The following is a 24,231-nucleotide window of genomic DNA, read 5'->3' as shown; positions in this document are numbered from 1 at the left end:
CCGGCCGCCAGCCGCGCCCCCGGCCGCACGGCCGGAATATGACCGACAGGCCCGACCGGCGCATCCCATTTTTCGGCCGATCTTTCTCGGATCGGCCGAAAAGACATGCCCCCCCACCCTCCCCATAGCCCCGATATAGATCCCCCGGTCACGTTCGATGCGATGCGCTTTCGCTGTCGTTCGCCGTCGGCGGAGGTCGCTCATGGCCCCCACGAACGACGGATGGAGAGGACTGGTCTCGCATGATGACCGAGAGGACCAACACCGAGCCGCGCAGCGGCACCGTGACCCGGAGCCACGCCCTGCGGCTCGACGCGGTCACCAAGGTCTACGGCAAGAACGGCCGAGGCGTCCGGGCCCTCGACGGCGTCTCGGTGGGCATCGACCGCGGTTCCTTCACCGCGGTCATGGGGCCCTCCGGCTCCGGCAAGTCGACCTTCCTGCACTGCGCGGCCGGACTTGACCAGCCGACCTCCGGACGCGCCTGGATCGGCGACACCGAACTCGGTGGGATGAACGAGACGCAGCTGACCAAGCTGCGCCGCCGGCGCATCGGCTTCGTCTTCCAGGCCTTCAACCTGATCCCGTCCCTCTCCGTGCGCCAGAACGTCGAGCTGCCCCTGCGCCTGGCGGGCGAGCGGCTGGACAAGCGCTGGCTGGAGGAGATCCTCGAGCGCGTCGGCCTCGGCGGCCGCGCGAGCCACCGTCCCGCCGAACTCTCCGGCGGCCAGCAGCAGCGCGTCGCGATCGCCCGCGCCCTGATCACCCGCCCCGACGTCATCTTCGGCGACGAGCCGACCGGCGCCCTGGACACCGTCACCGCCAAGGAGATCCTCTCCCTGCTGCGTTCCTGCGTGGACGACACCGGCCAGACCGTCGTCATGGTCACCCACGACCCGGTCGCCGCCTCCTACGCCGACACCGTCCTCTTCCTCGCCGACGGCCGCCTCGCCGACCGTATGCACGCCCCGACCGCCGACCGCGTCGCCGACCGCATGACGCACCTGGGAGCGTGGGCCTGATGCTGCGTTACGCCTTCCAGACCCTCAAGGCCCGAAAGGGCGGCTTCATCGGCGCGTTCCTCGCGCTGATGTGCGCCGCGGCCCTGGTCACCGCGTGCGGCATCCTCCTGGAGACCGGCCTGCGCGGCACCATCGGCACCGAGCGCTACGCCTCCGCCCCGGTGATCGTCGGCGGCGACCAGAACGTCCACCAGACCACCGTCAAGGAGAAGAAGGGCAAGACCAAGGTCAAGCACAAGGCCAAGCCGCTGGCGGAGCGCGTGTGGCTGCCCTCCGACATCGTCGAGCGGCTCGACGGCCTGCCGGGCGCCGAGGCCGTCGTACCGGAAGTGACCTTCCCCGCCTACGCGGTGAGCCGCGAGGGGCAGGTCGTGGAAGGCGTCGACGGCAAGGCCTCCTACGGACACGCCTGGACCTCCGCCGCCCTCACCCCGTTCAAGCTCGTCGACGGCAAGGCGCCCGCCGGTGCCGCCGACGTCGTCGTCGACCGCGAACTGGCCGGCCGTACCGGACTGAAGGTCGGCTCCGAGGTCACCGTGCAGTCCACCGACGCGCCCCGCACCTACACCGTCAGCGGTATCGCGGCGCCCGCCGGCGGCGATCTGAAGCAGCAGACCTCGCTGTTCTTCTCGGCCGATGAGGCCGAGCGGCTGTCCGGGCGGGACGGGCAGGTCTCCGCCATCGGCGTGCTGCCCAAGAAGGGGGTCGACACCGGCGAGTTGGCGGCGCAGGTGCGCAAGGCGCTGGACGGGACCACCGCGCAGGTGGCCACCGGCGGTGACCGCGGGCCCGTCGAGTTCCTGGACGCCGCCAAGGCGCGCGTGAAGCTCGTCTCCATGGGCGGCGCGATCGGCGGCACCTCGCTGCTGGTCGCGATCCTCGTGGTCGTGGGCACCTTCGCCCTGTCCATCCAGCAGCGCTACCGCGAACTCGCCCTGCTCCGCGCCATCGCCGCCACCCCCAAGCAGGTGCGGCAGCTCATCGGCCGCGAGGCGCTGATCGTCGGTCTGCTGGCCGGCGTCACCGGCTCGATCGCCGGTCTGCCGATCGCGTACTGGCTGCATCGCGAGTTCGTCGGGTTCGGCGCCATCCCGGACACCCTGGAGGTCACCTTCAGCGTCTTCCCGTTCTTCGCCGCCGTCGGCGCCGCCCTGCTGGGCGCCTGGTCCGCGGCCCGCATCTCCGCCCGTCGCACGGCCCGGATCCGCCCCGCGGAGGCGCTCGCCGAGTCCGCGACGGAGCGGCAGGGCTTCGCCTGGGGCCGGTTCCTCGCCGGGGTGCTCACGCTCGCGGGCGGGATCGTGCTGCTCGCCGTGCTGAGCGTGCTGAACACCGAACCCGCCTCCACACCGGTGACGTTCCTGTCGGTCGTGGTGCTGGCGGTCGCGGTGTCGCTGCTCGGCCCGCTCATCGCCCGGCTCGCCGTCGCGATCCTCGGGGTGCCGCTGCGCGCCTCGCGCGTCGCCGGTCACCTGGCCACCGCCAACGTCCGCGCCAACACCAAGCGGATGGCGTCCGCGATCACCCCGCTGGCCCTGCTGATCGGTATGGCCTGCACGGTGCTGTTCGTGCAGACCACCATGGGCGACGCCGCCTCCGCCCAGGCCGAGGACGGCAACAAGGCGGACTGGGTGGTCGCCTCGTCCGGCCCGGGCGTGCCCGAGCAGGCCGCCGAGGCGCTGCGCGGGACGCCGGGCGTCACCGCCATCACCGAGGTGGTCCGTACGTCCGTCCGCGTCGGCCTCGACAAGTACCCCGCGCAGGGCCTGTCCACGGACGGACTGCGGCAGAACTGGGACCCGGACGTCACCGAGGGCTCCCTGGCCGGCTTCGGGTCGGGCAGCCTCGCGCTCAGCGAGGTCGCCGCCGACCACCTCGGCAAGAAGCCCGGCGACACCCTCAAGGTGACCCTGGGCGACGGCACCGCCGTCACCCTCAAGGTCACCGCCGTCTACGCCCGCGGCCTCGGCTTCGGCGACCTGACCATGGCGCACGACCTGGTCGCCGAGCACGTCGACAACCCGCTCGCCGCCTCCGTCCTGGTCAAGACCGCCGGCGACGGCAAGGCCGACCGGGAGCAACTGCGGGCGGCCGTCGGCAAGTTCCCGGGCGTCGGCGTGCTCGACCGCGGCCAGGTCGAGGACCTCCAGGCCGAGGTCCAGCAGTCCAACGCCGAGGTCAACTACCTCGCCATGGGCCTGATCATCGCGTTCACCGCGATCGCCGTGGTCAACACGCTCGCCATGTCGGTCTCCGACCGCTTCCGCGAGTTCGCCCTGCTGCGCCTGGTCGGCACCACCCGCCGGCAGATCATGGGCATGCTGCGCATCGAGTCCCTGGTCGTCGTGCTCGTGGCGGCGGCGCTCGGCAGCGGCATCGCCTTCGCCGTGCTCACCGCGTTCAGCATCGGCATGACCGGGGCGGCGGCACCGTCCGTGGACCCGTGGATGTACCTGGGCGTCATCGGCTTCGCGGGCGTCCTGGCGCTCGTGGCGACGGTGATCCCGGGCCGCCTGTCGCTGACCGGCCGCCCGGCCGACGTCATCGGCTCCCGCGAGTGACGGCACCGCTCACCACCAAAGGAGGCGGCGGATGACGCCGTTCCCACGTGATCGGGACCGGGCGGACGACAGCGGTCGGCAAGAACGGCAAGGACGGCAAGGACGGCAAGAACGGCAAGGACGGCAAGGACGGCAAGGTCGGCAAGGACGCACGAAACAGCCGACGGCGGGATCCGGCGCGGCGGACCGGATCGTCGCCCGAGGCGAGGCGCACGTGTGGTGGTGGCGGTGCTCCGAGAGCGTCGATCCCGCCGATCTGGCCCTGCTGGGCACGGAGGAGTTCCGGCGCGCCCTCGGCATGCTCGCCGAACGCGACGCGGCGGAGTTCGTGTGCACCCGGGCGGGAGCCCGGCGCGCGCTCGGCGAACTGCTGGGCATCCCGCCCGGCTCCACCGACCTGGGCCAACGCCGCTGCCCGGGCTGCGGCGCGGACGACCACGGCCCTCCGCTGCTGGTCCGGCCCGCCCTCCCGCTGGCGATCAGCCTGAGCCGTACCGCCGGCTGGGGCGTCTTCGCGGTCGGCGCCGGCACCGGCATAGGCGTCGACGCGGAGGCGCTGCGCCCGGTGCGCGAAACCCTGTTCAGCGGCTCGGTGCTGACCGCGGGCGAGCGGCGCCATCTGCTCGCCACGGTGCCGGGCCCGGCCAGGCACGCCGCGTTCCACCGGGTGTGGACCCGCAAGGAGGCCGTCGTCAAGGCGGTCGGCCTGGGCCTGGCCGGCACCGAACTGGACCGGCTGGACACCCACCCCGACCGGGACGGCCCGCTCCACGTCACCCACCACGGCACCGGCCGTACCACCGCCTGGACCGTCGAGGACCTGCGCCTGACCGACCGCCTCGCGGTGGCCCTGGCCCGCCCGGCCGGTCCCGCGGCCCGCGGCCCGGTCCACCTGCACCCGCCGTCCTCCCCCTGAGGCGGCGCCCCGCACGACTCCCCGGACCCACTCCCAGCTACGGGTCACCCCGCCCGGACGGCGGCCGCGGTCGCGGCCGTCGCCGTACCGTCGATCCGGACCGTCCCGGCGATCGGGTCCTGCCGTTCCCACGTCTCCTGCCCGGCCCGCTCCGGCTTCCCCGGACCCTGCGGGCGGGCGGCGGCGAGCAGTCGTACGAGTTCGTGGCAGCGGTACAGCGGCCGGCCCTGGTCGTCCAGTCCCGACAGTTCCAGGAGCGCTGCGTCGACGAGTGACTCCAGGGCGTTCTCCGCCGCGTCCTCCGACAGCCCGAGCCGGTCACCCGCCCACAGGGCGGAGATCGGCTCGCCCTCCGTCTCCGCGAGCCCGCCCAGCACCGTCCGCTCCAGCATCTCCAGCTGCTCCATCGAGGACCCCAGCACCCGGCTCAGGTCCAGGTCGCCGAAGGAGAGTTCGGCCAGCCGCGTGGCCGGGTCGGCGAGCCGGCCGGCCAGCCGGGCCACCGTCCAGTGCGGACGGGCCGCGAGCCGGGCGCCCGCGATGGCGAGCGCCAGCGGCAGCCCGCCGCAGTACGCCACGAGGTCGTCGGACGCGTCCGGGTCCGCCAGCAGCCGCTGCCGTCCCGCCCGCGCGGCCAGCAGATCCAGGCCCGCCTCGTCGTCGAGCAGCGGCAGCGCGAACGTGTCGCCCGCGGTGACCCGGGCCAGCCGCCGCCTGCTGGTGATGAGTACGGCGGACGGCCCGGCCGGCAGCAGCGGCGCGAGCTGCCGGTCGCCGGAGACGTTGTCCAGCACCAGCAGCAGCCGCCGCCCGGCGGTCCGCGTCCGGTACAGCCGTACCAGCTCGTCCAGATCCCCGGCGGGCAGGTTCGGATCACCCTCTCCGAGCGCCCGCAGCAGCTGCGCCAGCACGGCGCGCGGAGCGCGGGGAGCACCGTCCAGCCCGCACAGCTCGGCGTACAGCAGCCCGTCCGGGAAGAACTCCCCGTTCTCGGCCGCCGCCCGTACCGCGAGCGCGGTCTTGCCGATGCCTGCCATGCCGGTCACCAGGATCCGCCGCTGTTCCTCGCCGCCGTCGTGGCCGAGCCGCCCCCGCAGCGCATCGAGCTCACGCTGCCTCCCGACGAGCTCGCCGTCGGTGGCGGGCAGCATGGACGGCACGGGAACGGCACGTCCGCTGGACGCCCCGGCGGCCCGCCCGAGCCCCAACTCCCCGCCGAGCACGGCCTGATAGGTCGACCCCAGCACCTCGCCGGGATCGATCCCGAGCTGCTCGGCGAGCACCTTGCGTCCCTCGTAATAGGCGTGCAGCGCGTCGGCCTGCCGCCCGCACCGGTACAGCGCGGTCATCAACTGGGCCCGCAGCCGCTCCCGTACGGGGAACCCGGCGACCAGCCCGGTCAGCTCCGCGGTCACCTGTTCGTGCCGCCCCAGCTCCAGATCGGCCTCGATCCGGGACTCCAGGGCGAGCATCCGCTTCTCCTCAAGCGGCGCGAGCTCGGCGTCCAGCATGTGCTCGGTGACGTTCGCGAGCGCCGCCCCGCGCCACAGCCGCAGCGCCCGGCGCAGCAACTCCGAGGCCTCCTCGAACCGCCGCTCCGCCAGCGCCCGCCGCCCGTCCCGCTCCAACTGCCGGAACTCGACGAGGTCCACACGGGCGCCGGGCGCCCGCAGCACGTACCCGGGAGGCCGCCGTACGATCTCCGCTTCCTCCCCCAACTGCTTGCGCAGCCGCGACATGTACGTGTAGATCTGCGCACTCGCTGTCGCCGGCGGTTCCCAGCCCCACAACAGAGAGCTGAGCCGAGCGTCGGACACGACCCGGTCCTGTGACAGCAACAGGGCCGCAAGCACGGTATGAATCTTCGAACCGGAGAGGGCGACCCGTTCGCCCCCCATCACGGCCTCCACCGGCCCTAGGACCCGAAACTCCATGGGGCACCCCCTTCTGGTGCGGCCACCGCTGCGGTTCCAGAGGGTAGGAGGCCCCGTTATTCATGGGTTATCGCCACCGATGCCGGCGCCGGGGGCGCCACCCGCATCGGGTGCCCCGGCGGCCTACTCCGTCGTCACGACACGCTCCACCACGGCCGTCACCAGCTGTTCGCGCTCCGCCTCCGTGTAGACGTCCGGCAGGGTGAGCTGCTCGACGATCAGCCAGTTCAGAGCCAGCATGAGCAGCTTGACGGCCATGGCGTCGCCGGGGAGGCCGGAGGCCTCGTGGTAGGCGACGTTGGCGTCCACGTCCGCCCGGACCCGCTCGGTGAGGACCTTGCGCAGTTCGGGGCGGCGGGTGGCCTCCAGGCGCAGTTCGAGCAGCGCGAGGTAGCCGGTGCGGAAGGAGGCGACGCGGCCGACGAGTTCGCGCATCAGCTCCGCGTAGGTCTCCCGGTCGCGGCCGGCCGCCCGCTGGCGGGCGATGGTGGCCTCGTCGGGCTGGAGCCGCTCGTAGACCCGGGCGCCGGCCTGGGTGAGCAGGTCGTCGCGGTTGGCGAAGTAGTTGGACGCCGTACCGGCGGGTACGGCGGCCTCGGCGTCCACCGCCCGGAACGTCAGGCCTCGTGCGCCTTCCCTGGCCAGCACCTCGATCGCGGCGTCGACGAGGGCGGCGCGCCGCTGGTCGTTCCGTCTCACCATTGGCACCACTCCAGGCGTAGTACTACGTTTTGAACCACTTCGCTCAGAGTACTACGCGTGGAGTCATGCGTATGGAGCTGTTCCCCAACGGCGTCACGGCTATTTCCGCTATTTCTGCGCCACCCCTACATACAGCGCGGTCTTGTCGTTCTCGTCGGCCGTCCGGCCGGGCTCGGGGTGCCACCGGGTGGCGACCTGCACCCCCGGCTCGATGAGCTCCATGCCGGAGAAGAAGCGGGCGAACTCGTCCCGCGAGCGCACCTGGGCCGGTACGCCGCTCTGCCGGTAGATCTCGACGGCCTTGCCCCATCCCTCCGGGTCGAAGTCGCCGGTCACGTGAGAGAGCACCACGCAGCTCCCAGAAGGAAGCGGCGCCAGCAAGGCGTCGACGAGTCCGTAGGGATCGTGCTCGTCGGACAGGAAGTGCAGCAGCGCGACCATGGAGAGTGCGACGGGCTGATCGAAGTCGAGGATGTCCCGCGCGGCGGCAATGATCTTGTCGGGTTCCCGGGCATCCGCCTGCGCGTACCTCGTCAGACCCTCAGGCGTGCTCCGCAGGAGCGCTTCCGCGTGCCGCAGAACGATCGGGTCGTTGTCGACGTACATGACACGCGCGCTGGGCTCCACCCCCTGAACCACCTGATGGAGATTGGGTTCTGTCGGGATACCGGTTCCGATGTCGAGGTACTGACGAATCCCTCGCTCGGCCAGCAGCCGGACGGCCCGATGCATGAACCGCCTGTTGATCCGCGCAACCTGCTTGATGTCGGGCACCAGGGATATCACCCGCTCGGCCGCCTCTTCGTCGACGGGGTAGTGGTCCTTCCCGCCGAGGTAGTAGTCGTACATACGAGCTGGGTGGGGACGGCTGGTGTCGATCGGCACTGAGGTCATCCTTCGTCCTTCGGTGGGGGGTTTCCGCAGTCGCTGCCGCTCCGGGGCAACCACCGCCCGGCTTCAACTCCCGTAGCTGGAGCGGTGAAAGCCGCCGTGGCCAGTCTGTCATCCTCCGCTGTGAGCGCTCCGGCGGCCGTCACCTGCGAGGCCGGTCCAGACCGCGCGTCCCGATCAGCGGCGCGGTGACGCACGCGGCAGGCCCCTGCGGCAGCGAGAGCGTTGGCGAGGCGCGCGACGTACTGAGTGGCCGAGGCGGGTCCCTTGTGGTGACGTACGCCCCTCCCCGCCGTCACTTCACACAACGCGCACAAAGCCTGGCCAAAACTTTAGGTTTCAAGCGTTACGCTCACCGGCACTGCTGTGGCCGACGACGGCCCCCCGCCGCGACCACTCCCCCCACGCAGGCACAGGAGACTCGTTGTGCATGACGGCGACGTAGTGGTGATCGGCGGCGGCTATGCCGGCGTGCGGCTGGCGAAACGGCTGGACGGGACCGCGCGGGTCACGCTGGTGGACCGTAAGGAGATCTTCTTCCACCGCATCGCCTCCCTGCGTGCCGGTGTGCGTCCGGAGTGGACGGTGACCCCCTTCATCCCGTACGACCGGCTGCTGCGCAACGGACGGGTGGCCGTGGGCAAGGCGGTCCGTATCGACACCTCCGAGCGGCAGGTGGTGCTGGCCACGGGCGAACGGCTGCCGTACGACGTGGTGGTGATCGCCACCGGCGCCGACTACCCGGAGCCCGCCCGCTTCACCGGCACCACCACCGAGGAAGCGGCCAAGACGTTCGCCGCGCACCAGCAGAAGATCGCCGCCGCCGAGCACGTCCTCGTCGTCGGCGGCGGCCCCTCCGGCGTCGAGCTCAGCGCCGAGATCCGCCTGGCCCGGCCGGACGCCCGGGTCACGCTCGCCCACGACGGACCTGCCCTGCTCCACTCCACGGGCAGCGGGCGGGCCGGGGACAAGGCCCGCGCCTGGCTGGAGTCCCACGGCGTGGAGGTCCGGCTCGACTCCTTCATGTCCCCCGGCAACGACTTCGGCACCTATCGCGACGCCCGGGGCGACATCGTCGACGCCGACGTCTCCTTCTGGGCGACGGGCACCACCCCCAACACCCTGTGGGTGCGGCTGGCCGGGCACGGAGACTGGCTGAACCCGGCCGGGCACATCAAGGTCGACCGCACCCTCCGCGTCGAGGGGAAACCGGACGTGTACGCGGTCGGCGACGTGAACGACGCCACCGAGCTCAAGATCACCCCCGCCGCGCTCGCCCAGGCGGACCTCGCCGCCCACAACATCCGCGTCTACCTGCAGAGTTCCGGCCGGCACCGCAAGGAGCCCCGCTTCTACCGGCCGATCCACCGCACCCCCCTCATCGTGCCCTTCGGCTCGGCCGACGGAGTGACCGTCTTGCCCGTGCCGGGTGGCGAGACCGCGGTCCTCGGCGGCCGTACCAGCACCCTGGCCAAGGCGAAGACCCTCATGACCCCGTACATGAGGCGTCAACTCGGATACACGGCGGCCTGAGGCGCCGTTGAGCCGGAAGCGGCCGGTGCGCCGGCGTGTACGTCCATGGACCGTGGCCGGCTGATGCGGAGGCATGGGTGCTGTGACGGGCGTGAGGGCTGGCCGCCTGTGAAAAAGACCTCCAAGAGTCCGCGAATGGCGTTCGGCGATTTCGGTGAACGAGCCGCCGGTCGCCGAAAGCAAAGCAGGGCGCAGGGGCGCGTAGGGGGGCGCAGGAGGGCGCATTCTCTGGCGGCATTGATGACGCATGGCGCAGCCTTGGCCCTCGGGCGGCCTCTCATGCATGATTGGTGCGGCGCACATCTCCTCGGCGACAACTGGCCGTGACGGCCGCGGAGGTACCCCATGGGGATACCCAGACCCGTTCATCTGGTCTTTGTGCATGGCCTTTTCGGGGATGCCGGTACGTGGGGCGTCTTCAAGAGGCGTATTGCCGCGGACCGGACGCTCAAGGGGCGCGTCGTCGTGCACTGCTTCGAGTACAACTCGCCCAAGTTCCGTCTGCGGCCGGACCGCCGGATCTCCGAAATCAACGACATCGCGGACCAGTTGGGGACCTGGCTGAAAACACGCTGTGCCGACGGCGCGCCGATCGTGCTCGCCACGCACAGTCAGGGCGGGCTGGTCGTCCAGCGGTTCCTCGCCCGCAAGCTGGCCGACGCCCTGGGCCGTGAGCTCGCGCAGATCAAGCGCATCGTGATGTACGCGTGTCCCAACAGCGGCTCGGGATTCTTTTTCTTTCTCAGGAAGTTTCTCTGGTTCTGGAACCATCCCCAGGAGCGGGAACTGCGTCCGATCAGCAATCGGCATGTTCAGGAGGCGCGGGCGCGAGTCATCAAGTCCGTGGTGCATGCCCGCACGCTCAGTGAGACGGAATGCCCAATTCCTATATATGCGTACGGAGGGGCGACCGACAACGTAGTACTCGCTGTTGACGCGAAAACGGGCTTCACCGACGGTGGCGTCGTCGAGGGAGACCATTTCACCATCGTCCAGCCCGCCAACAGGAAGGCGCAGTCCTACCACGTGCTGAAAGCCGCGATCGAAGGAGCGGCCGAGTCTTCCCAGGAGCCTCTCTTACCTCAGGAACCCCCGAAATCCCCTGAATCGGCCGATGACGAGCAGGGGCCCTACTCCGTCACTCTGCCGTTCAAGGACGGCACGCTCCATGGCCAGGACCGAAAGGGCATCGTCTCCGCGATCCTCTCGGCCGGACACGACGAACGCGTCCATGTCCTGGCGGGACCCGGGGGCCGCGGAAAGAGCCGGATGGCCCTGGAAGCCGCGTATCTCGCGCGTGAGCGGGGGCGGCACGTGTGGTGGGTCAGGGCCGACCGGCTGAGCCAGAGCATGCTGGAGGTCGCCCGGCTCGTCGGCATACCCGCCAGCATCACCGATGCCACCTGGCGTGGCAACGGCAGCCAGACGGACCTGATCTGGAGCTACCTCAACGCGATGGAGGAACCGTGGCTGCTGGTCTTCGACAACGTCGACGAGCCGCGGCAGCTCGGGCCGGGCGGCGGAGCGGTCTCGGACGGCACCGGCTGGTTGCGGGCCCCCACGGCCCCCGACGGGCTGGTGATCGTCACCGGCAGGGACCGGAGCCGGCAGGTCTGGGGCCGCTGGAGCCGCGTGCACGACGTACCGCTGCTCGATGAACGTGACAGCGCGTCGCTGCTCATGGAGCGTGCCGGGCGGCAGTGCGGAACGATGGAGCAGGCGCGCCTGCTGGCACGCCAGCTGGGCGGCATCCCCCTGGCCCTGGTGGCCGCCGCCGACTACATCAGGGAGGTCGCCGAGTCGGGAGTGTCGCTCGACGGCACGGAAGCCAAGGACTTCGAGAGCTACGGCGAGGCCCTTCGACGCCTCTTCGATTCCCCGGCGGGGACCCGGAGCGAGCAGACCGGCGAACTGCTCGGGCTGGAGAAGGTCGGGCACGTCTACCGCATGTCCCTGCGGCTGCTGGAACAGCGCGGGCTTCACCAGGCGGCGCCCTTGCTGAAAGCGCTCGCCTGTCTGAGCAACACTCCGATACCCCTGCGCCTCATGGTGCGCGGTGACGCCCTGGAACGGTCCCCGCTCTTCGCGGGCTCGACGTCCGAGCAGCGCCGCAGAGCGCTCTCGGGACTGGAGAACCTCGGTCTGGTCGAGGTGGCACCGGTGCACGAGACCAGCGACCGGTATCTGTCACAGGTGCTGTCGCTGCATCCGGTGGTGCGGGGCATCTTCCGCGACGACGACGACGTCAGGCGCCGGCACGCCGAGTACTTCGGGCTCAACGTGCGGATGCTGCTCGACGCGGTGCGGGACCGGGACCCGGACCAGCCGCGCAGTTGGCAGACGTGGGCCACCGTCGCACCGCACTGCATCGAGGTGACGCGGGCCCTCCTGCACCGCCGTACCACCGGCGGTCGGGCCGTGCCGACAGGAGACCAGGACCTGATCGCACGCGCTCTGGAGCTCGCTCGGCTCACCACCCGCTATCTCCTGGTGGCGAGCCTGCTCAGGGAGGCCCGTGATCTGCTGCTGCCGATCATCGCCGCGTGCGAGTCGCTGGGCTATCACTGCGACGACCGGGAGATCCTCGCGCTGCGCCACGAGAAAGGCCGTATCTCGCTGGAGTACGGCGAACACCAGGATGCGGAGGAGGAACTGCGCAGGGTCGTCGCGGGACGCGCCGTCGCCCTGGGCGAGAAGCACTCCGACACGCTCGCCAGCCGCCACAAGCTGGCCCGGGCCATCCTGGAGCAGAACAGGTGGGGCGAGGCGGAGCAGGTGCTGCGCGCGGTCGTGGAGGACGAGCGGCAGAACCCCGAGCGTGGACCGGAGCACTCGGACACGCTCGTCGTCTGGCACAGCCTGGCGCGGACGGTCATGTCGCAGGGGCGCGTCACGGAGGCGGAGACGGACCTCCGGGAGATCCTGCGCGTCCGGCTGGCCACCGGAGAGCCCAGCACACCGGAGACCCTGCATGTGCGGGAGACGCTGGCCCGCTGTCTGCTGGAGCAGGAACGGGTCGTGGAGGCGGAGCGGGAGATCCGGGGCGCACTGGAGTGCGCCGAGCGGTCCGTCGACTCCCACCCGGTCCTACGTCTGCGGTATCAACTCGGCCTCGCACTGCTGATGCAACTGCGCGTACCGGAAACAGTGGAGTTGCTCACCGCGCTGCTCGGAGATCAACGCAGAGTGCTCGGCGAGGATCACGGGGAAGTGCGACGGACCAGCGATCTGCTGAACAAAACATTGAAAGACTTGTAAAGTCCGGCGCGAATTCGGCGAAAACCAGGGCCGGTTGACCTCTTGCGCGTAGCATCTGCAGCCTCCACTCTCTGAGTGGAGGCGATTACACAGAGACACCGACGCCGATCAGAGACACCGATGCCGATCCGGACCGGCACCTTGGGGGGGACCAGACCATGCCACTACCGGACGAACACGCGGACGAGCCGTTACGGCAAGAGGATGAACCGGAAATGGGGGAGAGCGACCGGACATCACGGCTGGAGATCGCGCGGAGAATCGCGCGGGAGGCCCTGGCCGCCGATCGTCAGGTGCTGGAGCTCAGCGCGGCGACGGCGTTCCGGGACTTCAGCCACGCCCGGCCGGTCTGACGGACCGAGTCGTCAGGCGGCTCTCTCGCTCAGGTGGTGCACCGGCCCGGCGATCCAAGGCTCAGGAGATTCGGGGGCTTCTAAATGCGTACTGCCGATTTACCCGTTGGTTCACCGACCGCTCCGCATGACACCTTCTTCCACGTCACCACCTCGTCCACTTTCACCCGCGGGGACATCATCGATCTCGCGGCCGGACGGTGTGCGGCCGTACGCGTGCCCGAATTCGTGCCGAGGGCCGTGTGCGAGGAGATCCTGCACGCCCTGGAGAACGCCCCGTTCGATTCCTACGGCAGGCAACGCGTCCAGCCTCCGGTGCTGCGGTTCGGCGTCGGCGTCAGCGACCATCGCGCGAAAGGCGCGGTCGCCGCCGGCTACTGGCCCGCCGTCGAGGCCGGTCGCCGTGCCTGGCAGGGGCTCGGACTCCCGTACGACCCCTTCGAGAAGTGCCGGGAAGCGCTGGCCGTGGACTGGCCGGGGACCGTGGCGGTGGGACGCCGTGGCGGCCGGGAGATGGCACCCGGGGTCGCCCGCGAGCCGAACGACGGCTTCCAGGTCCACTTCGACGACGCCCTGCGCGAGTTCGAGGGCGACCTGCTCGACGCACCCTTGGTGGCGCAGTTCGCGTTCAACCTCTACCTGAGTGTGCCGGAGGCCGGGGGAGAGACCGTGATCTGGCGACACCGCTGGCATCCGCGCGACGAGGCGTTCCGGCTGCCGCAGTCCTACGGCTATGCCGAGGCGGTGGTGGGCGACGCCGAATCGGTCGAGATCAAACCCGCGGTGGGGGAGGCGCTGCTGCTCGACCCGCGGAACTTCCACGCGGTGCGGGCGGGCCGGGGCGCACGGCGTATCGCGCTGGGGTTCTCCATGGGGCTCACCGCGACCGGGGAATTGCTCACCTGGGGGTGAGTCGGACGGGGGTGCGACCCGATCAAAAGGACGCGGAACCCGTGTGCGGCAAAGGCTTTGACGGGCTGGTCGGCGCCCGTTACGGTCACCCGATGCAGGTTCTCCGATACACAGCGTTCACCACCGACCCGGTCGGCGGCAATCCCGCCGGAGTGGTCCTCGACGCCACCGGAGCCGACGAGGCGACGATGCTGGCGACGGCCGCGGACATCGGCTACTCCGAGACGGCGTTCCTCGTGCCGCCGGAGGGAGACGGGGGAGACGGCGAAGACGGGGACAAGGGCGCATTCGGCATCCGGTACTTCAGCCCGCGCGCGGAGGTGCCGTTCTGCGGGCACGCCACCATCGCCACGGCGGTCGCCCACGCCGAGCGCCATGGTGTCGGCACGCTGCGGTTGCGCACCAAAGCGGGCCCGGTCACCGTCACCACCCGCGCCTTGGAGGACGGTCCGGTCGCCGCGACGCTGGTGAGCGTCGCACCGCGCACGGCGCCCATTCCCGACCCCGTACTCGCCGAACTGCTCGCCGCTCTGCGCTGGTCGGCCGATGACCTGGACCCCGGCCTGCCGCCACGCGCGGCATACGGCGGCGCCTGGCACCCGATCATCGCCGCGGCCGGCCGTGAACGGCTGGCCGACCTGGACTACGACTTCGACGCACTCGCCGAGCTGATGGACCGTGAGGGCTGGGTCACCGTCGACCTCGTCCAGCGGGAGTCCCCGACGGTGTACCACGCGCGAAACCCCTTCCCGCCGGGCGGAGTCGTCGAGGATCCCGCCACAGGCGCGGCGGCTGCCGCGTTCGGCGGATATCTGCGGGAGCTGGGACTGGTGACCCCGCCCACCACCCTGACGGTTCATCAGGGCTACGACATGGGACGGCCCAGCACCATCACCGTGTCGGTGCCTGCGGAGCCGGGCAGCGGTATCGGGGTCTCGGGAAGCGCCGTGCCGCTCTAGGGCCTCCTGGACCTCCTGGACCTCCTGGACCTGCACAGGGTGCCCCTGCCGTCAGCCGCTGACCTCGACGCCGATCTCGACGACGACCTCGATCTCGACAGGTGAGCCGAGCGGAAGGTCGGCGACCCCGACGACGCTGCGCGCATGCCGCCCCGCCTCGCCGAAGACGGAGACGAAGAGGTCGCTGGCTCCGTCGACCACCCCGGGCTGACCGGTGAAGCCGGGGGCGGAGGCGACGTACCCCGTCACCTTCACCACCCGTACGACGCTGTCCAGACCCACGACCGAGTCCACGGCGGCGAGCGCGGCCAGAGCGCACCGCTTGCTCAGCTCCTTCGCGTCCGCCGGCGTGACAGCGGCCCCCACCCTGCCCGTGGCGACGAGTTCGCCGTTCTCCATGGGCACCTGGCCCGCGACGTACACGTGGCTGCCACTGCGAAGTGCCGGGATGTACGCCCCCTTAGGGGGGCTCACCCCGGGAAGTCGGAGGCCGAGTTCGTCGAGTCGGGCGCGAGGACCTGCAGTCAACGACATGGGCCGATGCTAGTGCCCCGACAGGCAACGTTTGCCCTTCAAGGAGCGGCGTCCGGTGCGTGCTCTGGGGGTCCCCCCTCTGGGGGAGTGCCGGCCGGAAGCCCTCGTACTGGATGTACTTGGGCTTTCGGCCGGTGCGGCGAGAGGGCGTGCCGGGCGTCGCGACGGGGCGAACGTTGCCTGTCGGGGCACTAGGGCCTGAATCGGTTCGGCAGGCGCGTGCTGCGGGTGTCAGGTCTCGAAGCGGCGGCGGGCGGCCTCGATGTCACCCAGGTAGGTGTGGGTCCAGTCGCACATTCCATCGACGGTTGCGCGCAGGCCCTGGCCCGGCTCGGTGAGGGTGTACTCGACCCGGGGCGGCACCGTGGGGTGCACGGTGCGCTCGACCAAGCCGTTGCGCTCCAGCATGCGTAGGTTCTGGGTCAGCATCTTGTGGCTGATGCCGTCGATCTCGTTCCGCAGTTCGCTGAAGCGCAGTGTGCGTTCACCGAGAGTCTCGATGATCAGGAACGCCCACTTGTTGGCGACGTCGGAGAAGATCTCACGCGCCAAGGAATCCGCGCGCATCAGGTCCGCTTCCTCGGGTGAGCCCCCGAACTGCTTGGTCACCATCAAGTTCCCCAGTCACCGAAAAGTGCGTTCTTCCACGTCAGCCGTCACTCTCCTATGGTTTCCGAGTAACCACAAGAGAGCGAGACGCCTTGGTCGCGTGTCCCACGTGTGCTCAGGGCAAGGAGGCGGACAGCGTGGCCCTCACCTTGGTGAACCCCAGCGGATTGCCCGAAATCGATGTCTACCGGCAGGTGTCGATCGCATCCGGTTCGAAACTGGTCTTCGTCGCGGGGCAGGTGGCCTGGGATGCCCAGGGGGTCACGGTCGGCGAAGGCGACCTCGCCGCTCAGGTCGAGCAGTGCTACCTCAACATCGGCACCGCCCTGGCCGGGGTCGGCGGCTCCTTCGACGACGTGGCGAAACTGACCTTCTACGTCGTCGACTGGACCGCCGACAAGATGCCCGCGCTCCTGGAGGGCATCTCCCGGGCCGCCGCGAAGCTGGGGGTCACCCCGGTTCCGCCGGCCACGCTGATAGGCGTTGCGGCACTGGACGTCCCCGAACACCTGGTCGAGATCGAAGCCACCGCGATCCTCGACTGAACGGATGCGGGACCGGTTCGAGAGGCGGCAAGAAGTGATCACTGGGTGAGCGGGTGTCGCTCAGCGGCCTTGTTCCAGGTAGTCCTTCAGGTGGGCCAGGTCGCTGCCTACCAGGCGTTCGATCGCGTTGGCCTGGGCGAATCCCTTCGGTCCGCCGAACGCTTCCCTGAGCGTGTCGGGGTCGTACTCGATCCGTGTCCGGACCCGGGTGTGGTTCTGGTCGAGCGGCTGCAGTGAGAAGGAACCCGTCAGTTCCGGGGCGCCCGTGGTGTGCCACTCCATCACGCGTTCGTCCTCGTGGTCGGAGACCTCGGCCTCGATCTCCCGGGACCGGCCGCCGGCCTCGACGTCCAGGTGCGCTCGGCGCCCCGCCTCAGTACGGGCGTCGCGTACGCCTTCCACGAAGCGTGGATAGTCCTCCATCCGGTGCAGGCTGTCCCAGGCCTTGGCGATCGGAACTCCGACGTCGACGTGCTTTTCGAGGGTGCTCATGGCTCACCTCCACGTTCGGCTCACGACGCATGGCCTTCTGCATGCATGGCCTTCTGCTTCCAGTGTGCGCCCGGCACGGACGGGCCGAGGCGACCGTGGCTTGATTCCGTGGGAACGACCGCGGGACGCGGTCCGCGCCGTCCGGCTGTCCTCCGGGGGCGTCGGCGGTGCCCCTCGGCTCCGCTGCCGCGGGGCGGCAGGCCTGGACTATGTGACGCCCTTGGGTGTCGGCCTCCGGCCGGCGCGGTGCGCACGGTCGCCGTGCACGTCGAGCACGGCCTGGAACTGCTCGCGTGCCTCGCGGACGCGGCCTGTCGCGAGGCATGCGCGGCCCAGGCGGGAACGGATGTCCATTTCGAGCCAGTCGTAGCTGGGGTCGGTGAGCGGATTCAGTAACTGGTGCTGAAGGAGGGCCTGGTGATGGAGGGCTATGGCCGCCGTCGGGTTGCCCTCGCCCAGCTCTGCCGTGCCGAGCCGGGTCAGACTGCGCGCGCAGAGGAAGATGTCCCCGACCTGCTCACCCAGCTCGACCGCCTGACGGAACCAGATCTTGGCCTCGCCGTAGTGGCCGAGGCGGAGGTGGGCGTCGGCGGCGCAGCTCAAGACCCTGCCGAGCATGCGCGGGCTGCCGGCCCTGGCGGCGTGGACATGGGCGTCGGCGAAGCAGGCCAGCGCCTCCTCGTTCCGTCCCCGGAAATAGTGCACGAGGCCGAGGATGACCAGGTCCATCCAGGCGAGCCAGTCGTGGCGCAACCGTCGGGACAGGTCCACCGCCGCGGTGAGATGGGGAATCGCCTGGTCGCCCTCGCCCACACTCAGGTAGACGGCCCCCAGCCCGGTGAGAGCCGCGGCTTCTTGGCCCGGGTCGGGGCGGCGCCGACTGAGGTCCAGCGCCTCGGTGCAACAGGTGTGGGCCTGCCGGTACCGGCGTTGGTGTACGGCGGTGTAGCCCAGGCAGTTCCGCAGTGCGGCGGCCATCCGCCGGTCGGTGGCCTCGTCCACGTGCGCGAGCGCGATCTCCAGAGCCGTCTGGGACTCGTGGTAGCGGCCCTGCCGTACGAAGTAGTCGCACAGCGCCTCGGCGATCCAGCAGGCGTAGTCGGCTTCGCCGAGGGCCGCGGCGTGTCCGACGACGTCGACGAGCTCGCCACCGGCCGCGTCCAGCCAGGTCTCCGCGTCCTGCCAGTACGTGAACGGTGCTCCAGCGGGTTGGGGTCCAGCGGGCCCGGGTCCGGTGGATCGGGGTCCGGTGGGCCGGGGTCCGGTGGGGAAACCGACGGGCCCCCAGTCACTGGCGATCCGGCCCGCCTCCAGGTAGAGGCGGAGGGCGGCTGTGCGTGCCGCGGCGGTCTCGTCGGGCACGGCTTCCGCGAGGCGTCGTGCGTGCACGCGCACCAGGTCGTGCAGCCGGTAGCGCCCCGGACGCGGCTCCTGCACCAGACTCGCGTCGACCAGGGTCACTAACAGCGGACCGATTGGCTTGGGTTTCCTCAGTGTTGCTGTGATCCTTCCGGTCTCATCGGGGTTCTTGCGGCTGCTGCGTGACCTTTCCGGGCGGGGTGCGTTGTGCAAGTGAGTTCGATGATCGGACAGCAGTTCTGGGTAGCCGGGCGGGGGGTGACAGGGTGCGGCGGAAGGTCCGGCTGGGTGAGGGGGAGACGGAGCGGGTGGCGTGCGCGTCGGCGTCCGCGTTCCGCGGCCTGGACACCGTCACCGGTGAGGCCCTGGGCGCCGATGTGCTGGCCGGGAGGGTGGGCTGGCTGACGGCCCTGGTCGAGAGCATGTGCGCGGAAGTGGCCGGCACCCGCTGGAACCGCCCGGACCTGGCCCGGCTCGCCTGCGGGCGGGACCGGTCGGGGGTGCGGTTGCCGTCACATGCGTGGATGGCGCTGCGGATGCTGGGCTGGGCGGCCACCGTGCCCGAAGGACTGTACGTTCCTGACCGGGTGCGGCGGGTCGCCGAGGAGCAGGCCGGGCGGGCGCTGCGCTCGGCCTGGTGGCGTACGCAGATCACCGACGCGGTACTGGCCACCTGGCCCACCGGCCCCGACGCTGATCCGATGCGGCGCACCGCGGGCGAGTGGGAGGCGCTGCGGGCGGCCTGTCCGGACGGGCAAGCGGTGGCGGCCTCGGTGCTGCGCTCCCGTACCCGGCAGGTGGCCGCCTTCCACACCACGCATGGCCGTCTGCCCGCCGACATCTGTGAGCTGGAGGCGGCGCCGGGCGGCGGCCGTCAGGTGGTGCTCGCCGCCGCCGACAAGCAACTGGCCACACTGACCCGCTGCGAGGACGACCCGGCCCACTATGCGGTGCTGACCGTGCGCCTGCCGGTGCGGCCCGACCCCCGCACCCGCGCCGACTGGCACCCCGTGGTGATCCGGTTCCGGCTGCCGCCCACCATCCCCGTCACGGCCGCCCTGCACGCACCGACCCTGCGCCTGCGCGGCGGACGCCTGCACCTGGACCTCGCGCACACCACCGCCGCCCCCGCGACCCGGCGCGACGGACATCTGCGGGCGGTGGCCTTCGACTACGGGCTGAACACCCTCCTCACCGGCGGGACACTGACCCTGACCGGCGGCACCCAGCCGGCCGTGCACACCGACGCCCGCCCCGTCTTCTTCCGTGCGGACGGGGTGCTGGCCAAGGCCGACCGGCTGCGCATCCAGGCCGAACAGCTCTGGGCCAAGGCCGCCCACCTGCAGTCCCTGGCCGACGGTCACACCGCATCCGGGCTGCGCCCCGATCCGCTCACGGCGGCGAAGCTGGCGGTGCTGCGCACCGAGCACGCCCGGGTGAGCAAGCGTCGTACGCGGCTGAACGAGCAGCTCGCCAAGGCCGCCGCCCACTTCATGGTCGGCCACGCCCGCGCCGCGAGAGCGTCGGTGATCTACCTGGAGGACCTGCGGGACATGGAGGCCCGGGGCAAGGGCCGCACCCTGAACACCCGCCTGTCCAGCAGTGTGCGCGGGCAGATCGTCGCCCACACCCGCCACCAGGCCGCGAAATACGGCATCGCGGTGGTCATCGTCCCCGCCCGCGGCACCTCCAGGTACTGCCCCACCTGCCTGAGCGTCTTTCGCCACCGCGCCGCCCCCGACCGCACCACACCGGGCTGGAAATGGGCGAGCTGCCCCGACACCGCCTGCGGATACAGCGCGGACCGGGATGTCGCGGCCTGGCAGCGGATCGGCGCCCGCGGCCTGCAACACCAGCACACAACCGTCCTGGACCGCGCGAGTGGCACCTACGTGATCCGCCGCACGGCCCCGGAGCTGGACCAGCCGGTCCGGCACACCACCCACCCCAGGCCCGCCATCCCCGACGGTCCGCAGCAGCAGTCCGCTGCTGCCGTGGACCGGACGAAAGCGGGCCCGACGAGAAACCGCCCTGTGCCCAGGCAGCGACGCAGGGTCCCCGCCCCACCCGGAACACCCGCAGCGCAGACCGCTGCTGCGGGCCCGGGTGGAAAGCGTCCGGCGGGGCGGATGCCCCAGTCACCCACCCACCGCACCCAGCGGCGGCGCAGGCGGCAGGCACCGCACACGATGAGCACCCCCACCCGGCACCAGCCGTACGGGGCCAGACTCGGCGCAGGCTTCCACCTGCACACCCACGCCACCCCCGTCACACGACGGATACAGCCAGGGGCACAGCCGAGATCACTTTTCCACCGGAGCCGGGCCGACAACCCAGCCCCACACAGGAAAACCTAAGCTCATCCGTGACGCTTTCCAGGATCCGCTCGATGTCGTGGGACGGACCGTCGAGCATGGTCGCCGGCGTCAGCAGGTCGAACTCGACCGTCGGGGCCAGGCCCAGGGAGCGAAATCCGCGCTGCTGCTCGGGCGTGAGCTGGTCGTACGACAGGCGGAAGGCGGCCTCCACGCTGCGATCCCCGACGCTCAGTTCGCCGAGCCGGTGCTCGTCGCCCGCCATACGGCCCACCTCCAGGGAGACCCGCCGGTCGGCGTCCAGTTCGGCCAGTCGTCGCCGGCCGGCCACCAGCACCCTGCTTCCCGCTCCCGCGGGCAGCAGCGGCCGTATCTGGTCGGCGTCCAGGGCGTCGTCCAGCACGAGGAGCGGTCGTAGCGGGCTGGTCGCCGCGCGCCAGACGGCGGTGAGTTCCTCGAGGTCGCTCGGCAGTTCGCCCTTGGCCGCGCCGAGCGACCGCAGCAGTCGCTGCAGCGCCCGCTCCGGCGTCTGCCGCCGCTGCGTGCTGTGCGCGCGCAGGTCCACGAACAGGCAGCCGTCCGGGTACTGGGCGCTGAGCTCACGGGCCGCGCGGACGACGAGCGCGGTCTTGCCGACCCGTCTGCCGGGCGACGCGGGCCACCTGATCGGACGGGAGGCCGAGCTGGCGCAGGCAGCATTGCAGCACCCCCGGCCATGGTGACGCAGACGACATCGCACAACCCGCACAACTGAAGGGGGTCCGAGTGACCGAAGTGGAGTTGGTGGCCACCGCGTTGGCCACAGGGGCGGCGGCCGGACTCACGAACACCGCACCCGGAGCCGTTCACGACCTGTGCACCGGGCTGAGAGAGGCGGTCCGCCGGCGGTTGGCCGGAGGCGGCGGCAGCAGCGGGGGAGGCGGTTACGGCGTACGGGTGCTGGACGCGTACGAGACGGATCCCGATGTGTGGCGTACCCGGCTGCTCCAGGTGCTGACGGCTTCCGGAGTGGAGACGGACGGGGAGATCCTCGCGGCGGCCCGCGCCGTGCTCCGCGCGGAACGCCGGAGGGGGCACCTCGCCGTGGAGCCGAGCACGCTGATCAGCCGCACGTCGCGGGCGACGTCGGCCTTGACGCCGTTGCCGAACTCCGGCACGCCGTCGACCGACTGAACGAACGACGGATGCCGTATCCCGACGACGTCGGTGTACTCCTTGCGCAGGATCAGGCCCTGGACCTGCTCGGCGGAGAGTCCGAAGACGTCGGGGTGGGCCCGCAGGTACCGCCGGGCGGTGTCCGCCGGGCCGGCGCGGCGGCGACCGTCCAGCCGGGCGAGTCGGTGCTCGCGCGTGATCTGCGCGAGGTGGCTCTCGCACAGCGGTCACCCGCCCCGTCACCCCGACGGATAGCATCAAGGCTCCGGCGTGGCTCCCAGCAAGAGGCGAACATCATGGATCCGGCCGCGGTACCGCCGCCCACAGCGAGCATCGGCCTGCGCCAGTTGCTGGTGGCCCTGGGTGATTCCCTGGTGGAAGTGCAGACCGCTCCGGCCGGACTGGACGTCGAGATCCGCGGCGTCGCCCTGCTCGACCCCGAGGACCCGCCGTCCGCCCAGCCGGGCGAGCTGGTGCTCGCCATCGGTGCCCGCGGCCGGGCCGCTCATCCGGCGCTGCGGGCCGCCGGACGGGACGGAGCCGCCGCCGTCGTGGTCAAACTGGACGGTCCCGGCCAGGCCGCGGCCCTCAGCGAGACCGCCGCCGAGGCCCAGGTCGCGCTGCTCTCGCTGCGCAGCGAAGCACGCTGGGAACAGGTGAACGCGCTGGCCCGCGCCGCCCTCGACGACGCACCGCCGGGCCAGGCCGGCGAAGGGGCCGAGGAGGGCGACCTGTTCTCGCTCGCCCAGACCACCGCCATCCTCACCAGCGGCATCGTCAGCATCGAGGACACCGCCAACCGGGTGCTGGCGTACTCCCGGTCCACCGACTCCGACGAGATCGACGACATGCGGCGGCGCTCCATCCTCGGCTGGCAGGGACCGGAGGCGTATCTGGCGAAGCTGCGCGAATGGGGCGTGTTCCAGCACCTGCACTCCAGTGACGACGTGATCAGCATCGACAGCCACCCCGAGCTGGGGATCCGCCGCCGGCTCGCGGTGGCCATCCGGTCGGGGGACCGGCAGTTGGGGGCCATCTGGGTGCAGGAGGGCTCGACGCCGCTGTCCGAACGCTCGGACCAGGCACTGCTGGGTGCCGCCCGGGTCGCCGCGCTCCACCTGGTGCGCCGCCGCCGGGAACGCTCGGAGGGCCTGACCCTCACCCGGACCCTGCTGGCCGGCCTGCTGGAGGGGAGCACCGGGCCGCAGCCGCTGGCCACCCACCTGGGATTCGACGCGACCCGCCCGGCCGCAGTCCTGGGCTTCTCGTACGGGACCGCGGAGGCCTACGGGACCACAGAGGCGTACGACACCGCGGAGATCGTCGCCGCACCGGAGCTGACCCACACCGAGGTCACCAACCTGGTCTCCGTGCACATCGCCGCCCGGCACCGCAGCGCCCTGGTCACCCAGGTCGATCCCCGTATCTACGTGCTCCTGCCCCAGCTGCCCCGCAGCATCGACATCGACACGATGCGCGGCTGGGGCCAGGAGATCACCGACGCCGTACGCCGCCACCTGGGCCTGCCCCTGCGTGGCTCGGTCGGCTGCGTGGTGCCCGGACTGGGGGACGTCCCCGAGTCACGCCGGGAGGCCGACCGCATCCTCGACGCCATGGCGGGGGCGGACCTGTCCACCGCGGTCGCCGCGCTGCCGGACATCCAGGCGGAAGTGCTGGTCAGTGAGGTACTGACGCTGCTGTCCGCCCATCCCGAGATACGGGATCCGCGGCTGACCGCCCTCGTCGAGCACGACAACCGCTACAAGGGCAGCCTGGCCGAGACCCTTCTGACGTACCTGAACTCCTTCGGTGACGTACGAGCGGCCGCCGCCCAGCTGCATGTGCACCCCAACACGCTGCGCTACCGCATGCGCCGGGCCGAGGAGCTGACCGGTCTCGATCTGAGCCGGCCCGACCAGCGGCTGCTGGCCATGCTCCAGCTGCGGCTGCCGCCGAACGGCTGACCCCGGTTCCGCATTGGCCGGTCGTACAGCCATCGAGGGCGAGTTTGTCGTCCCGCACAAACACATCGCCCCATGACCTTTCATACGCTTGCGCAAATCAATTTCCGCAAGTGTTTTCCCCAAGTTCCGCGGACCGCCTCCCACGAGGAGACGAAGCGCAGCGCGGACGTGCGAGTGACGACCTCATCACCCGCACGACATCCGGATACCGCGCCGC

20 protein-coding genes are annotated in these 24,231 nt (G+C 71.0%); 11 read left to right on the top strand and 9 right to left on the bottom strand.

What is annotated here, in order from left to right; genetic code table 11:
- Positions 1 to 242: 242 nt before the first annotated feature.
- From Q4V64_RS22380 to Q4V64_RS22370, 3 genes are all read left to right on the top strand, one after another.
- Entirely contained in the window at positions 243 to 1,022 is a 780-nt protein-coding gene (locus Q4V64_RS22380; RefSeq protein WP_124441385.1) for an ABC transporter ATP-binding protein, read from the top strand.
- Positions 1,022 to 3,583 (top strand): FtsX-like permease family protein, encoded by a 2,562-nt coding sequence (locus Q4V64_RS22375; RefSeq protein WP_253267083.1) that lies wholly within the window; start codon positions 1,022 to 1,024, stop codon positions 3,581 to 3,583. The genes Q4V64_RS22380 and Q4V64_RS22375 overlap by 1 nt, the downstream gene beginning before the upstream one ends.
- A 214-nt stretch (positions 3,584 to 3,797) precedes the next feature.
- On the top strand, positions 3,798 to 4,499 hold the full coding sequence (locus tag Q4V64_RS22370) for a 4'-phosphopantetheinyl transferase superfamily protein (protein WP_253267084.1): 702 nt from the start codon (positions 3,798 to 3,800) through the stop codon (positions 4,497 to 4,499).
- A gap of 44 nt (positions 4,500 to 4,543) precedes the next feature.
- On the opposite strand, the gene Q4V64_RS22365 is transcribed toward Q4V64_RS22370, so the two are convergent.
- From Q4V64_RS22365 to Q4V64_RS22355, 3 genes are all read right to left on the bottom strand, one after another.
- The gene (locus Q4V64_RS22365) at positions 4,544 to 6,433 is read right to left on the bottom strand and encodes an AfsR/SARP family transcriptional regulator (protein ID WP_124441388.1); all 1,890 of its coding nucleotides are present in this window, start codon (positions 6,431 to 6,433) and stop codon (positions 4,544 to 4,546) included.
- 123 nt (positions 6,434 to 6,556) lie between these two features.
- Complete coding sequence (locus Q4V64_RS22360) at positions 6,557 to 7,135, bottom strand: TetR/AcrR family transcriptional regulator (protein WP_124441389.1); 579 nt, start codon at positions 7,133 to 7,135, stop codon at positions 6,557 to 6,559.
- 108 nt (positions 7,136 to 7,243) lie between these two features.
- Positions 7,244 to 8,029 carry an SAM-dependent methyltransferase gene (locus Q4V64_RS22355; protein ID WP_124441390.1) on the bottom strand — a complete coding sequence of 262 codons (786 nt, stop codon included), beginning with the start codon at positions 8,027 to 8,029 and terminating at the stop codon, positions 7,244 to 7,246.
- A gap of 423 nt (positions 8,030 to 8,452) precedes the next feature.
- Between Q4V64_RS22355 and Q4V64_RS22350 the strand changes: the two genes are divergently transcribed.
- The 5 genes from Q4V64_RS22350 to Q4V64_RS22330 all read left to right on the top strand — a co-directional run bounded on the left by Q4V64_RS22350 (position 8,453) and on the right by Q4V64_RS22330 (position 15,041).
- Positions 8,453 to 9,559, top strand: a complete 1,107-nt coding sequence (locus Q4V64_RS22350) for an FAD-dependent oxidoreductase (RefSeq protein ID WP_124441391.1) — start codon at positions 8,453 to 8,455, stop codon at positions 9,557 to 9,559.
- Positions 9,560 to 9,904: 345 nt separating this feature from the next.
- Positions 9,905 to 12,817, top strand: a complete 2,913-nt coding sequence (locus tag Q4V64_RS22345) for an alpha/beta fold hydrolase (RefSeq protein ID WP_124441392.1) — start codon at positions 9,905 to 9,907, stop codon at positions 12,815 to 12,817.
- 215 nt (positions 12,818 to 13,032) lie between these two features.
- Entirely contained in the window at positions 13,033 to 13,170 is a 138-nt protein-coding gene (locus Q4V64_RS22340) for a hypothetical protein (protein ID WP_172629294.1), read from the top strand.
- A gap of 84 nt (positions 13,171 to 13,254) precedes the next feature.
- On the top strand, positions 13,255 to 14,082 hold the full coding sequence (locus Q4V64_RS22335) for a proline hydroxylase (protein ID WP_124441393.1): 828 nt from the start codon (positions 13,255 to 13,257) through the stop codon (positions 14,080 to 14,082).
- Positions 14,083 to 14,174: 92 nt separating this feature from the next.
- Positions 14,175 to 15,041: a PhzF family phenazine biosynthesis isomerase gene (locus tag Q4V64_RS22330; protein ID WP_124441394.1), complete on the top strand. Its 867-nt coding sequence runs from the start codon at positions 14,175 to 14,177 to the stop codon at positions 15,039 to 15,041.
- Between the two features lie 51 nt (positions 15,042 to 15,092).
- On the opposite strand, the gene Q4V64_RS22325 is transcribed toward Q4V64_RS22330, so the two are convergent.
- Complete coding sequence (locus tag Q4V64_RS22325) at positions 15,093 to 15,575, bottom strand: RidA family protein (RefSeq protein ID WP_124441395.1); 483 nt, start codon at positions 15,573 to 15,575, stop codon at positions 15,093 to 15,095.
- Positions 15,576 to 15,806: 231 nt separating this feature from the next.
- Positions 15,807 to 16,187, bottom strand: a complete 381-nt coding sequence (locus Q4V64_RS22320; RefSeq protein WP_124441396.1) for a helix-turn-helix domain-containing protein — start codon at positions 16,185 to 16,187, stop codon at positions 15,807 to 15,809.
- A 134-nt stretch (positions 16,188 to 16,321) separates the two neighbouring features.
- Here Q4V64_RS22320 and Q4V64_RS22315 point away from each other — a divergent pair, with 134 nt between their 5' ends.
- The gene (locus Q4V64_RS22315) at positions 16,322 to 16,729 is read left to right on the top strand and encodes a RidA family protein (protein WP_124441397.1); all 408 of its coding nucleotides are present in this window, start codon (positions 16,322 to 16,324) and stop codon (positions 16,727 to 16,729) included.
- A gap of 60 nt (positions 16,730 to 16,789) precedes the next feature.
- Here Q4V64_RS22315 and Q4V64_RS22310 read toward each other — a convergent pair whose 3' ends face one another.
- Entirely contained in the window at positions 16,790 to 17,221 is a 432-nt protein-coding gene (locus Q4V64_RS22310; RefSeq protein WP_124441398.1) for an SRPBCC family protein, read from the bottom strand.
- Between the two features lie 207 nt (positions 17,222 to 17,428).
- Positions 17,429 to 18,682, bottom strand: coding sequence for a tetratricopeptide repeat protein (locus Q4V64_RS22305; protein WP_253267085.1), 1,254 nt, complete (start codon positions 18,680 to 18,682; stop codon positions 17,429 to 17,431).
- Between the two features lie 164 nt (positions 18,683 to 18,846).
- On the opposite strand from Q4V64_RS22305, the gene Q4V64_RS22300 reads away from it, so the two are divergent.
- Complete coding sequence (locus tag Q4V64_RS22300; RefSeq protein WP_303711084.1) at positions 18,847 to 20,937, top strand: zinc ribbon domain-containing protein; 2,091 nt, start codon at positions 18,847 to 18,849, stop codon at positions 20,935 to 20,937.
- Here Q4V64_RS22300 and Q4V64_RS22295 read toward each other — a convergent pair.
- Both Q4V64_RS22295 and Q4V64_RS22290 read right to left on the bottom strand, forming a co-directional pair.
- Positions 20,849 to 21,634: a hypothetical protein gene (locus Q4V64_RS22295; RefSeq protein WP_303711082.1), complete on the bottom strand. Its 786-nt coding sequence runs from the start codon at positions 21,632 to 21,634 to the stop codon at positions 20,849 to 20,851. The genes Q4V64_RS22300 and Q4V64_RS22295 overlap by 89 nt on opposite strands.
- A 184-nt stretch (positions 21,635 to 21,818) precedes the next feature.
- On the bottom strand, positions 21,819 to 22,088 hold the full coding sequence (locus Q4V64_RS22290; RefSeq protein ID WP_253267361.1) for a hypothetical protein: 270 nt from the start codon (positions 22,086 to 22,088) through the stop codon (positions 21,819 to 21,821).
- Here Q4V64_RS22290 and Q4V64_RS22285 point away from each other — a divergent pair.
- Positions 22,080 to 24,014 (top strand): helix-turn-helix domain-containing protein, encoded by a 1,935-nt coding sequence (locus Q4V64_RS22285; protein ID WP_253267357.1) that lies wholly within the window; start codon positions 22,080 to 22,082, stop codon positions 24,012 to 24,014. The genes Q4V64_RS22290 and Q4V64_RS22285 overlap by 9 nt on opposite strands.
- The last annotated feature ends 217 nt before the right edge of the window (positions 24,015 to 24,231 follow it).

The organism is Streptomyces sp. NL15-2K, from assembly GCF_030551255.1.
Taxonomy (GTDB): domain Bacteria; phylum Actinomycetota; class Actinomycetes; order Streptomycetales; family Streptomycetaceae; genus Streptomyces.
This window is presented reverse-complemented; position numbering and strand designations above follow the sequence as displayed.